At 42.6% G+C, this 12,920-nt stretch carries 13 protein-coding genes; 5 read left to right on the top strand and 8 right to left on the bottom strand.

Going from position 1 to position 12,920, the window contains the following annotated elements; all coding sequences use genetic code 11:
* Window positions 1-159: 159 nt before the first annotated feature.
* A complete protein-coding gene (locus CSV68_RS08790; protein ID WP_099635234.1) occupies window positions 160-1,293 on the top strand; it encodes an alcohol dehydrogenase catalytic domain-containing protein in 1,134 nt (377 codons plus the stop codon).
* 79 nt (window positions 1,294-1,372) lie between these two features.
* Here CSV68_RS08790 and CSV68_RS08785 read toward each other — a convergent pair whose 3' ends face one another.
* The 6 genes from CSV68_RS08785 to CSV68_RS08760 form a co-directional block, all read right to left on the bottom strand.
* Entirely contained in the window at window positions 1,373-2,518 is a 1,146-nt protein-coding gene (locus CSV68_RS08785; RefSeq protein ID WP_099661929.1) for an acyl-CoA dehydrogenase family protein, read from the bottom strand.
* Between the two features lie 43 nt (window positions 2,519-2,561).
* Complete coding sequence (locus CSV68_RS08780; protein ID WP_099661928.1) at window positions 2,562-4,106, bottom strand: class I adenylate-forming enzyme family protein; 1,545 nt, start codon at window positions 4,104-4,106, stop codon at window positions 2,562-2,564.
* A 115-nt stretch (window positions 4,107-4,221) separates the two neighbouring features.
* Window positions 4,222-5,343: a CaiB/BaiF CoA transferase family protein gene (locus tag CSV68_RS08775; RefSeq protein ID WP_099661927.1), complete on the bottom strand. Its 1,122-nt coding sequence runs from the start codon at window positions 5,341-5,343 to the stop codon at window positions 4,222-4,224.
* Window positions 5,344-5,383: 40 nt separating this feature from the next.
* Window positions 5,384-6,535: a thiolase family protein gene (locus tag CSV68_RS08770; RefSeq protein WP_099635229.1), complete on the bottom strand. Its 1,152-nt coding sequence runs from the start codon at window positions 6,533-6,535 to the stop codon at window positions 5,384-5,386.
* Between the two features lie 78 nt (window positions 6,536-6,613).
* Window positions 6,614-7,384, bottom strand: a complete 771-nt coding sequence (locus tag CSV68_RS08765; protein ID WP_099661926.1) for a 3-hydroxyacyl-CoA dehydrogenase — start codon at window positions 7,382-7,384, stop codon at window positions 6,614-6,616.
* 40 nt (window positions 7,385-7,424) lie between these two features.
* Window positions 7,425-8,009: a TetR/AcrR family transcriptional regulator gene (locus CSV68_RS08760; RefSeq protein WP_099661925.1), complete on the bottom strand. Its 585-nt coding sequence runs from the start codon at window positions 8,007-8,009 to the stop codon at window positions 7,425-7,427.
* 322 nt (window positions 8,010-8,331) lie between these two features.
* On the opposite strand from CSV68_RS08760, the gene CSV68_RS08755 reads away from it, so the two are divergent.
* From CSV68_RS08755 to CSV68_RS08750, 4 genes are all read left to right on the top strand, one after another.
* Window positions 8,332-8,895 (top strand): methyltransferase family protein, encoded by a 564-nt coding sequence (locus CSV68_RS08755; RefSeq protein ID WP_099661924.1) that lies wholly within the window; start codon window positions 8,332-8,334, stop codon window positions 8,893-8,895.
* A 32-nt stretch (window positions 8,896-8,927) separates the two neighbouring features.
* Window positions 8,928-9,104, top strand: a complete 177-nt coding sequence (locus tag CSV68_RS17310) for a hypothetical protein (RefSeq protein ID WP_199168591.1) — start codon at window positions 8,928-8,930, stop codon at window positions 9,102-9,104.
* 68 nt (window positions 9,105-9,172) lie between these two features.
* Window positions 9,173-9,337, top strand: coding sequence for a hypothetical protein (locus CSV68_RS17160; RefSeq protein ID WP_158232212.1), 165 nt, complete (start codon window positions 9,173-9,175; stop codon window positions 9,335-9,337).
* A 191-nt stretch (window positions 9,338-9,528) separates the two neighbouring features.
* Window positions 9,529-10,728 carry a CynX/NimT family MFS transporter gene (locus CSV68_RS08750; protein WP_099661923.1) on the top strand — a complete coding sequence of 400 codons (1,200 nt, stop codon included), beginning with the start codon at window positions 9,529-9,531 and terminating at the stop codon, window positions 10,726-10,728.
* Between the two features lie 80 nt (window positions 10,729-10,808).
* Here the strand turns inward: CSV68_RS08750 and CSV68_RS08745 are convergent, their stop codons facing one another.
* Window positions 10,809-11,450, bottom strand: a complete 642-nt coding sequence (locus tag CSV68_RS08745) for a metal-dependent hydrolase (protein WP_099635223.1) — start codon at window positions 11,448-11,450, stop codon at window positions 10,809-10,811.
* 150 nt (window positions 11,451-11,600) lie between these two features.
* On the bottom strand, window positions 11,601-12,914 hold the full coding sequence (locus CSV68_RS08740; protein ID WP_099661922.1) for a short-chain fatty acid transporter: 1,314 nt from the start codon (window positions 12,912-12,914) through the stop codon (window positions 11,601-11,603).
* Between the last annotated feature and the right edge of the window lie 6 nt (window positions 12,915-12,920).

Here is a 12,920-nt window from a genome sequence, read left to right as displayed (position 1 = left end):
TTCTTCACTTCCCTTTATAGCACTTCTTTTAACATACATACATAGTTCTGTTTACCATTCTTCCATCTACTAGGTATCAATAATCATATCCTACATTTCTAGTTTACATAGAAAATAGACGGGTACAAAATAAGCATAACGCGAAAAGGAAGTGATGGTATGAAAGCAGTAACATTTCAAGGGAAGAAATCGATGGTCACGAAAGAAGTGAAAGCTCCGAGTATCCAAGAAAATAGTGATGTAATCGTACGCATTACGACAAGTGGTATTTGCGGATCGGATTTGCATCTGTATCATGGCGGGATTGTGCCAGAGAAAGATTATGTAGTCGGTCATGAACCGATGGGTATTGTCGAAGAAGTAGGTTCTGAAGTGAAAACATTAAAGAAAGGCGACCGTATCGTCGTTCCTTTCAATATAGGCTGTGGAGAATGTTTCTTCTGTCAACACGAAATGGAAAGTCAATGTGACGAATCCAATCCGCATGGTGAAGTAGGTGGACTATTTGGTTTTGCTGAGCCTAACGGTAACTACCCAGGAGGTCAAGCCGAGTATTTACGTGTTCCGTACGCAGACTTTACGTCATTTAAAGTACCGGAAAATAGCGAACTAGACGACGAGCATCTCGCCTTACTATCTGATGTCATTCCGACAGCGTATTGGAGTGTACTTCATAGCGGATTGAAAAAAGGTGATACCGCAATTATTCTAGGCTCCGGCCCTATTGGGTTAATGGCGCAGAAGTTTGCTTGGATGCAAGGCGCGAAACGAGTCATTTCAGTAGACCATGTAGATTATCGTTTAGAGCATGCCAAGAAGACAAATAAAGTAGAAACGTATAATTTTAAAGAACATGACGACATCGGCAAATTATTGCATGAAGAAACAAAAGGCGGCGCAGACGTCGTCATTGATTGTGTAGGAATGGACGGAACTGTACAACCAGGCGAAACATTCGGATCTAGTGGAGATAACCAATTTGGAACGATCAGCCCGATTATCACGGCTTCACAAGTCGTAAGGAAATTTGGGACAGTGCAATTGACAGGTGTCTATGCGACAGACGCCAACAACTTCCCACTGGGTGATTTCTTCACACGCAACGTTTCATTGAAAATGGGACAAGCACCCGTTATTCACTTAATGCCTGAGTTATTTAAAAAGATCGAAGCAAAAGAATTCGATCCGACAGATATTATTACACATAAAGTAAAGTTGGAAGACGCAGCAGATGCTTATTCCATTTTTGATAAGAAAGAAGACGGTTGTATCAAAGTATTGATTCAACCTTAATGTAAAAAACGCGATGAGTTGTTCATCGCGTTTTTTTGTACTCATAATATGCTGGTATATTCTACTCACCTACTTTGTTTCATAGCCCCATATTCTTCGCAATAATCACTTTCATAATTTCATTCGTCCCGGCATAAATCGAACTGACCGCCACATCGCGATACCTTCTAGCGATTTCGTATTCTTCCATATAGCCGTAGCCACCATGAAATTGCATACACTGAATCGCCACGTCTTGTGCCAAATCACTCGTCCACCATTTCGCCATCGATACTTCATCTACGACGTTTTTGCCTTGCATATGCTCGATAATTAAACGATCAACAAATGTTTGACCAATGGTGGCCTTCGTTTGCATCTCTGCCATTTTAAATTGCGTATTTTGGAAATCCCCGATCCGCTTGCCGAAAGCCTGTCGCTCTTTTACATACACTAATGTAATATCTAGCATTTTCTGCACAGAAGCCACACTTTGTATGGAGCACATCAAGCGTTCTTGCTGAAGTTTCTCCATCAAATAGTAGAACCCTTTCCCTTCCTCACCCAGAAGGTTTTCTGCCGGAACCGATACATCTTCAAATATCAATTCACTCGTGTCATTCGCATGCTGTCCTACTTTATTGAGCTTCTTTCCCCTTGTAAACCCAGGCATTCCTTCTTCCACTACGAGCAAGCTGATGCCTTTATGAGCAGGTGATGCGGTAGGATCCGTTTTACAGACGACAATGACGAAGTCGGCAGAAGAGCCATTTGTGATAAATGTCTTTTCTCCATTAATAATATAACGGTCTCCCTTCTTTATCGCAGTCGTCCGCACGGCAGCAAGATCGGAACCTGTGCCTGGTTCCGTCATCGCAATAGCACTAATCATATCTCCGGTTACAGCTTTCGTGAGCCAACGTTCTTTCTGTTCGTCCGAACCAAAGGATTGTATATATGGAATGACAATATCATTATGCAATCCAATTCCACCGATGCCGCTTGCCACTTTTTCAAACTCTTCACTAATGACGACAGCATAGCCAAAATCCGCGCCTATACCGCCATATTTTTCTTCAACTGAAGGTGCGATCAATCCTTGGGCGGCAGCTTTCTTCCAAAACGATCGAGGCACTTGCTGTTCTTTCTCCCACTCATCTATATAAGGTACGGCTTCCTTCTGCAAAAACTTCTGCACTGATTTCCGGAGCTGTTCATGCTCTTCCGTCATAAATGGTCGCTTCATGCATCCGCCACTCCTTTACTCTCCCGTAAGAAAGCTTCTATTTTTATACGTGAGGATTAACAGGTCGATTGGAAACCAGTGCTTCCCGAATACGATATTTCAACACTTTCCCTGATGCATTTCTAGGTATCTCTTGTTCTTCAATAAATTCAACCGGCACTTTATAATCCGCTAAATGGGCTTTACAAAACGCTTTCAACTCTGCATAATCGAGCTTCTCCTCTTTCTTCGCGACTACAATCGCGACTACTTTCTCTCCCCACACCGGGTCCGGTAAGCCGACTACCGTCGAGTCAAGCAATTGAGGATGTCTATACAACGCTTGTTCCACTTCTGTTGAATAAACATTCTCTCCTCCAGAAACGATCATATCTTTCTTTCTGTCTACTAAGGTTACGAAGCCGTCTTCGTCGATGGTCGCCAAATCACCGGTGTAAAGCCAACCGTTTCGGATCGCTTTCGCAGTTTCCTCCGGCTTATTATAATACCCCTTCATAACCATCTCACTTTGGATAATAAATTCTCCTACTTCACCAGGTAGTATATCCTCATCATGATCATCCACCACGCGTATTTCCGTATTCAGCGAAGCTTTTCCTCCCGTACCGATTTTATCTTTATGATCTGCTGGCAGAAGAAAAGCACCGCCACCTGGTCCGCCTTCTGTCTGACCACACATATTGTAAAACTGGTCGGTACTGAAAAGTTTCATTATCTGTTCCAACAAAGCGACAGGCATCGGCGCCGCACCATATCCACATCGTGTAACAGAAGAAAGATCGTATTTTTGCTTATCTGGAACTTGCAGCAAGAAATTATACATCGTCGGCACACCGAAGAAGAAGCTGATTTTATATTGATCGATTGCTTGTAATACTTTTTGAGGTTCGAAGTTTTGATGAACGACTTGCGTGCAGCCTAAATAAATTCCTGGTACGAGAAATAAATTCAATTGTGCGGAATGAAACAACGGTGCCGCATGAAGCAATATGTCATCCGGATTGATTTTGAGGATTAAAGAGGTGTTAAAAGCTACGTGAAGCACGCGGTGATGATCAAATAACGCGCCTTTCGGATAGCCAGTCGTACCGGATGTATATAATATTTCTGCATCATCGGCTTCATCGACAGAGATCTCGGGATCATCTGTGGTGTCTTGTAATACATCTTTGTAAAGGACTTGGTCGTTAATTGCTGTTGCGCCTGTTGTGATTTTCAAATTGATCTTGTGATTCTTCGCTGTTGCTTGATCGATCAACGAAGCATACTCTTCATCAAATAACACAACACTTGCATCACTATCATCCAAAATATACGAAACTTCAGTAGCGGTTAAGCGGAAATTCACGGGTACCGTAATAGCTCCAGCTTTCAATATGGCATAATAGACGATAATAAATGTATCTGAGTTTTTCATCATGAGCGCTACTTTGTCACCTTTTTTCACGCCATGGTGAATGAGTCCATGTGAAAGTTTATTCACCTCTTGATTCAGCTCGCGATACGTATAACGTCGATCCTCATAGATCATTGCGGTTTTCTCAGGTATTCTGCGTGCATTACGGGAAAGTGATAGGCCGATATCCATTAGTATTGTCCCCTTTCTCTCACTAAACTCATTGACATACAGTTTCTATTTTCCTGACGCGAAAAGTCTCCTCTTCATTACCAATGGCCACATCATATAAATCGAGTTCTTCTTTCTATTCTCCGAGTACCGCTACTGTATGCTCTCCTAGAGAAGGAGCTGGACTTTGAATTTTTCCGGGCGTTCTTGACAACTTTATAGGTGTTGCGATATGCGTCACTGGCCCAATTTCTGGATCTTCTACTTGCTGGATCATCCCCCGTGCCTTAACTTGTGGATCCTCTAGTACTTCATCGAATGACAGGACCGGTGTTACACAAGCCGCGACCTCATCGAATATTTCCATCCATTGCGCGCTCGTCTTCTGCAATAAAATCGCAGTAATTTCTTCTTTCATCTGCAACTGAACATCTACTGGATCATGCAATTTCTCCGCAAATTCTTCTTTACCAATAACATCGCAAAATGCACGCCAAAATTTTAATTCAAATGCGCCAACAGCTAACCATTTATGGTCTTTCGTTTCGTACACCGCATACGACGCACGCTTGCCACTTAAGTCTAGTTCACCTCTTTGTGGCTGTTGACCCGTCGCAAGAAACCCGGGAAAGAATGTTGGCATCCAAGAAAGCACGCCATCCATCATTGAAATATCAACCATCTGCCCAATACCTGTTTTCTGTCTTTCAAACAATGCCAGCATGATCCCCATCGCTGCCGGATACGCACCCCCTCCGATATCCGCGATTTGTGTAGCAGGGATTTGTGGCGCACCCTGTCGCTCGCCCATCGCATCTAGCAGGCCTGCATAACCAATGTAATTCAGATCATGACCCGGCAGAGTAGCGTATGGACCGTCTTGTCCGTAACCTGTAATCGCACAGTACACAAGCCCTGGATTAATTTCATTCAATATTTCATAATCCAATCCGAGCCGCTTCATGACGCCAGGTCGAAATGATTCAATCACAACATCCGCGTCTTTCACAAGCTGCTTAAAACGCTCTTTGTCTTCTGGATCTTTTAAGTTAAGACAAATACTCTTTTTACCACGGTTCAATGAATGAAAAAGCGCGCTCACTTCGCCCACCTTAGGCAATTCCGCCCGCGCATAGTCTCCAGTGTGATGCTCTTCTATCTTGATCACCTCTGCACCAAAATCTGCGAGAAGCATCGAACAGTATGGCCCCGGTAACAAGCGGGATAAATCCAGTACCCGAATAGATTCTAATGGCATTGAAATCTCTCCTCTTTACATGTCTTCATTCATCATTTAATTAATCCAATCGTTCCAAAATCGTCGCATTTGCCATGCCGTGCCCTTCACACATCGTCTGCAGTCCGTAACGCCCGCCCGTTCTTTCCAATTCACTCATCATCGTAATCATCAAGCGTCCGCCACTTGCGCCGAGTGGATGTCCTAGAGCGATTGCGCCTCCATTCGGATTCAGTTTCTTTGGATCGGCACCTGTTTCTTTCAACCAAGCGATTGTCACAACAGAAAAGGCTTCATTGACTTCAAAAACATCTATATCATCGAGTGTTAGTCCGGACTTTTCCAAAGCCTTTTGGGTAGCCGGTATAGGCCCCGTTAGCATGAGTGTCGGATCGGAACCTACCACTACGCGAGTAAGTACTTTAAACTTCGGCTTCAATCCGAGTTCTTCCGCCTTTTCGCGGGACATTAACAGAATTGCATTGGCCCCGTCGCTGATTTGGCTGGAGTTTCCTGCCGTCACATCGCCGTTTTCTCTAAAAGGAGTTTTCAACTTGCTGAGCTTTTCCATCGTCGTATCTTCCCTCGGTCCTTCATCATCCTTCACGGTCATGTTCGTACCGTCAGGAAGTGTGACCTCTATTGGCATGATTTCACTATCAAACCTACCTTCCTTTCGAGCAGTGATAGCTTTCTTATTGCTTTCCAGTGAGTAGCGGTCCATTACCTCTCTTGAAATCTCCCATTGGTCAGCAATTCTTTCCGCTGATTCACCTTGATGGACCATTTCATATTTCGATGTGATTTCTTCACTGAATGAAACGCCTAGTCGGGTGCTACCCATCGGTACTCGGGACATACTCTCGACGCCCCCTGCTACGACCACATCCATATCCCCACTAATAATCGCTTGCGCCGCGAAATGTACAGCTTGCTGGCTTGATCCACATTGTCTGTCCACTGTCGTTCCTGGCACTTCCACTGGATATCCTGCCTGCAAAGCTGCAACTCGAGCGATATCAAAAGATTGTTCCCCTACTTGCGATACACAACCGAAGATGACGTCCTCTACTAGTCCCGCATCGATTCCCGCTCGTTTGATTACTTCTGCTAGGGGCTTGGCTGCTAAATCTTCCGCCCGTACCGTACTCAATACACCATTTCTTTTTCCTACCGGCGTTCTGACCCATTCCACAATTACAGCTTCTCTCATACTACATCCCTCTTTCTTAAATACATTTGTAAGCCCTTACATTTAGTCGATTAATTTTTACATTCTCTATACACACTCTTACTTTGGCTGCATACGGACTGCACCATCTAAGCGAATTGTTTCCCCGTTAAGCATTGTATTTTCGCAAATACTTTTCACCAATTGTGCGTATTCTTCCGGGTAGCCTAGTCGCGAAGGAAAAGGTACCATTGCGCCAAGAGATTCTTTTGCCTTCTCTGGCAATGAAACGAACATCGGTGTTTCGAACAAACCCGGTGCAATCGTCATCACGCGAATTCCTTCAGATGCTAGATCTCTCGCAAGCGGCAATGTCATACTGACGATCCCGCCTTTAGATGCCGCATACGCCACTTGACCAATCTGTCCGTCAAACGCCGCAACCGATGCGGTATTTACAATGACTCCTTTTTCGCCATTACTATTCGGTTCATTTTTTGTCATATGTTCAACAGCGAGACGAATCGTATTAAACGTCCCGATTAAATTAATTTGAATGACCTTGCTGAAGTTTTCCAGATCATGCGCACCTTTTCTACCGCTATAGGTTTTCTCCGCCACACCAATGCCTGCGCAATTTACGACTGCATTGATTTTGCCAAAAGTACTCACCGCATGATTCAAAGCCGCTTGAACACTTTCCGTGCTAGTAACATCCGTCTTGATATATGAGGCACCATCTCCGAGTTCCTTGACCAATTTATTCCCACGTTCTTCTTGCAAATCGAAAATCGTTACGTTTCCTCCTGCCGCAATAATTTCTCTTGCTGTAGCTTCTCCAAGTCCCGAAGCGCCCCCTGTAATAACCGCTGACACGTGATCCATGTTCATATTTACTTCGCTCCCTTTCTTATCCTTTTGATATATAGTCCTACAATAGAATCTTTAATAAATAATCTGCAATAGAATTGGCCAATTCTTCTATACTTTTACTACCTTTCGGAGAATACCAGATTACCGCATTATTCATGGCTCCTAGAATTATATAATTCACAATCTTCATATCTACTTGTACAAAACTTCCGTCCTCCATCCCTTGTTGAATAAGTCTGTTCATACAATCACTGTATTGATTTCTAAGGTGTAGAATTTCTTGCAAATGCTCACCTTCAAACACTTGATCCGGTTTAACGCCAATAAAGAAATCCGTTCTTTCTGTAATGACATTTTCCATGTGGACGACCATCGCCTTGCGCAACTTCGCAACAGACGGTAGTTCTTCTGCAAACACATTTTGAAGTTGCTTCATACTTTGTTCCAAAAGTAGTTTATGACTCTCATACACAAGTGATTCTTTATCTTTAAAATAATAGTAAACAGAACCCTTAGTCATAAGTAACTTCGCTGCAATATCTTCCATCGTCGTCGCATGATATCCCTTTTCCGCAATAACACTCATAGCAGATTTCCGAATCTCTTCTTTTTTCTTTTCTACTTTCTTTTCTCGTAATGACATGACTTTCTCACTTCCTCCATACTTCCAGTTTCTAACTTATACATATTATGAATTTTCAGACTTTGAATGTCAAGTCAGATTTTAACGTTTGGGTATTTTTAAAAGCACCAGGTCCCGAAACAATTCCGAATATTCTCCAAGTTGTGTCAGGACCTGGTACCTGAAAGAGATGTTTTCTCTTTGGGATTCTATACGCCTCTACTTCGCAATACAATTGTAGTAAGACGCCCTTATTGTCAGAGTAGTCTATAAACACAGTATTTTACTATGATATTTGTGATAAGATGAATATAGAAAAACAGTAAATTAGAGGGGGTTCATGATGCAAGAATATATTGCGGTTACAACGATTACCCTATTAATCATATTCGTAATCATGCGGTCGATTCAATTAAAGAAATGTGGCATTAAGGTATTTAAATTTGGACACATGGACAAAAAAGATTACATCATACCGCCCTTTGCGTTGCTGTTGTTATATATAATCTTTTCAAACGCCTTTCATTTACCAAGGGTAGGAACAGAGCTATTTACTAATGGAGTTGTGGGCTGGATTGGTGTGGTCTTTTGCTTTGGTGGGCTTTCGCTATTCCTTTACAGCTTAATTTCATTTGGGAAAAGCTTTAGAGTTGGCATTGATGAAGAGAACCCAGGCACATTGAGTACTACTGGCGCTTTTTCCATCAGTCGAAATCCGATATATACTGCTTTTTGGATGGTCTTATGTGGTGAATTCCTCATTTATCCCAATTGGATTCTATTAGTATATTTGATTTCAGCTTTTTGGTTATTTAATCGACAAGTACGACTCGAAGAACAATCGTTAGTAAAAATTTATGGGGAAGAGTACGTACAGTACTGCCAAAATGTTCGTCGATACATATAACAACTACCAGATCACGAAAAGGAGCGTGCCAAATGAATACCTATCAGAAACGTAGTGTATATATTTCAATTGTCGCACTTGCTTTCTTCTTCGTATTATCCGTACTAACACAGCACTGGGGTTTCTTTTTATGGAGTTTACTACCTGTTTTTATAGTGTGGATGACTACGTTTTCCACAAAGTTCGACAAAAGCAATAAAGATCAATAGGTTTATTTTATCGTTGGGTGCGCTTTATAATAAAATGCCGTTACAGGCCTGAATTGGAGCTAATTCAAATGAAAAACATCAAACTTATTTTCAAAGCAGTTGCATTAGCGATGGGTGTCAGTACACTTGTTTTAAGTATTTTAGGTGATGTATCTGTAGAAACCGCCATCACACTACTGTCCATTGGTGTCGCTTGCTTAGCAATCGTGCAACTACAAGACAAAGAAAAGTAATAATCAAGTAGATGCTTTAGCTAATCAAAAGCCGTGAGAGAATCTGGCCAATACGTAGTAAGCAGCTTTTACTTAATCAAATACCCTTGAATTTCTCACGATTTGTTTTGAGATCCCTTTTCGACTAAAAGGATCCTGCCCTTCATTTAACGGCAGTGTACATTCCCATAGTCTAAATAGGAGTTGAGTTCATGAATAGATATAAATTTGGTCAGTTAAAAAGTTACAATCAAGTTCTTCTAATTTCCGCGGTCCTACTCGTTGCAGGTAATTTACGTGCGGCCATCACTTCTGTTGGGCCTATTATCGGTCTACTACGCGAAAGTCTGTTTTTATCTAATGGAAGCATAGGTATTTTAACGAGCTTACCGTTAATTGCCTTTGCGGTCATGTCCCCCATTGTTCCCAAGATCAGTACTAAATTCACCAATGAAACGACACTCATTGCGGGGATGTGTATTCTCTCTTTTGGAATCATCGTAAGGTCCATTCCATTCATCCCATTACTTTTTATTGGCACGATTTTAATCGGTGTAGGAATTGCTATTTCAAATGTGTTACTCCCCGGTATTATTAAAGAACGGTTTCCGAATCAAGTACCATTGATGACTAGTATGTACACGACGACGATGAGTTTATTTGCGGCTTTAGCTTCAGGCGTTAGTATTCCGTTAGCTATCGGTGCTGGATTAGGGTGGGAATTTGCCTTAGGTATCTGGATAGTACCTGCGCTTGCGGGCATTGCGATTTGGGTTTATTTCGTTAAACAGCGAAGGTCTGCTGACGAAGTAAAAATGTATTATGTGAAGGCCGATGATAGTAAAATGTGGCGCTCGCCGCTTGCTTGGCAAGTAGCCATTTTTCTTGGGTTACAAGCTTTTTCATATAATGCGCTTATGACGTGGCTGCCGGAAATTTTAATTGATTACGGAGTCACGAGTGAGTCTGCTGGTTGGATGCTGTCATTCAATCAATTGATCGGACTACCTGCCAGTCTAATCATTCCAATCATTGCCGGCAAATTTACATCACAACGAGGAATTATTTTATTTTTATGTTCGTTGGCATTCATTGGGTATATCGGTCTTTTAAGTGGTGAGAGTTACGATGTTATGATTTGGAGTGTTGGATTAATAGGTGTTGCCTATGGTGGATTATTCCCACTTTCTTTAGCCTTTCTAGCTATGCGTACATCGACCGCAATGCAAGCAGCAAAGTTATCAGGAATGGCACAAGCAATCGGATATGCCCTTGCTGCGATAGGGCCCATTTTAGTAGGATCACTTGTTGACAGGACAGGTACTTGGACATTTTCCTTATCCATATTATTATTTGTCACAGTATTAAATCTGATTGTCGGTTTGGGTGCTGGTAGAAATCGAGTTATATAATATAAGTACCAAAACCCCACACAATTCTGAATTGTTCTCGAATTGTGTGGGGACCTGGTACCTAATCAAACCGTGCCACCCTAAAACTCCCGACCCCACAAAGGCAAAAACCACTTTACCCCTCGCCGATTAACAGGAAGAACCTTCATATCCGCAAGCAAATGACTAATATACCCAGCAAGCCCCGCAGCAACCAAACCGTCAATTGGCCACTGGGCATACAAATGCTTCAAAATATATGCATAGAACACAATACCGATAATCGAATGTGTATAGGACCTATGCGGCAAGAATGACGCTATAATTATATAACTGCCAGCGAGTAAAATACCTGGCGACTGGTCAAGGACAAAGCCGAGAAGCATGACAAGAATACCTGTAATAGTGAGCATTCGTCGTTGTGTGATGATACGCGACACAATAAGCAGTAGAAGTCCGATACCGCCATATACATAAATATCTTGACTCAGTCCTTCTATAAATACTTGATAGATGAGAGTCAGTAATATCACGATGCCGGCGGTCTCCATCAGCCATTTGCTTACTTTCTTACTAAGTGTAATGCTATTGCTCGCAAGCCCGTTCGTGTCGAGATCCGGAACAACGCCGGATATTCCGCCGACTGCCGCACCAATCAATGCAGTCTGAATATCCGGTTGCACAGCGTACCCCGCAACAGCACCGACTACTGTACCGATAAATAGATGTGAAGTGCCTTTCATATGTAAACCTCTCTAGCTGTATAGTGTACGGTCGAATCAAGAACGTATATTCGTCCCGTCTTTTCTAGTATACCGATTGCCTAATGAAATAGGAAACATTCCGTTACGACAAAAAACGACCGAGAATGATCTCAGTCGTTTCACATTCATTTAGAAGAAATATAAACCGATACTGATAATAATCCCACTCACTATAAGTACGAAAATACAGAAGCCCATAATATCCTTGGCACGAAGTCCTGCGATCGCAAGTGCCGGCAATGCCCAGAACGGCTGGATCATATTCGTCCATGCGTCGCCCCATGCAATCGCCATAGCCGTCTTTGAATAGCTGACGCCAAGTGTTTGCGCGGCATCCAACATGATAGGGGCTTGCACTGCCCATTGCCCGCCACCAGACGGTACGAAAAAGTTTACAAGGCCAGCCGCAAAGAAAGTGAACAAGGGAAACGTACTTTCCGTCGAAATAGAAACAAACCATTCGGACATGACGCCAGCTAATCCTGAAGCAACCATCATGCCCATAATCCCTGCATAGAACGGAAATTGAATGATGATACCCCCAGCTGTTTTAACCGCAGTCGTAACCGCAGCAAGAAAACGTTTCGGCGTACCATGGAAAATCACACCAAGAATGAGGAAAATAAAATTCACAATGTTTAAGTTTAAATCGAATCCTTTGGTAATGAAATGCTGAATGAGATAAATGAGACCAAGTGCGCCAATCAGCATGGAAATAATCACACTGTTTTCAAGCTTGCTCGCTGGTGTGTGATCTGTATCTTTCTCCACTTCGATATGTTCTTCTAAAAGCTTCGGATCCACCGTAACGGTATCTTCTGGCTTAGGCATCATAAAACGATTCAAAATGGGAATGATCAGGAGTAACGCCACAACAATAATCATGTTGTACGTTGAGAAGATCGTTTCCGATGTATGAACGACACCCATAATGTCAGCGAACGGATGATCTTCAGTTGCGATCGATAATGGAATGGAACCACCAAGACCTCCATGCCAAATAATCATACCGGAATAAGCACTCGCAATTAACAGACGGTAGTCAACATTCGGTACTTTCTTTGCAATTTCCTTCGCAAAAAGAGCACCTATGACCAGACCGAATCCCCAGTTAATCCAACAAGCGATCAGTGCGACAACAGAAACGAGTATAATTGCGGAACCAGGCGACTTTGCGATACCAGCAAGCGTGCTAAGTAACTTTTTGAACACTGGGCTAATCGCCAAAACATAACCTGCGACTAGCACGATGACCATTTGCATCGTAAAGGATAAAAGCCCCCAGAAGCCATCTCCCCAATGCACGACCATGTCGAGTGGACCCGAATCGGTGAATCCAAGGCCGAGCGCGAATACAACCAATGTTAATAGAGCAACGAAAATATACGGGTCTGGCAAATACCTCTCCATTAACGTGTTGGACCATTTAGTTAAAAGTTTCATAGTATC

Origin of the sequence: Sporosarcina sp. P29, assembly GCF_002743265.1 — a bacterium.
Classification (GTDB): Bacteria; Bacillota; Bacilli; order Bacillales_A; family Planococcaceae; genus Sporosarcina.
The sequence above is the reverse complement of the archived record's forward strand: the minus strand, read 5'-3'. Positions and strand labels throughout refer to the sequence as shown.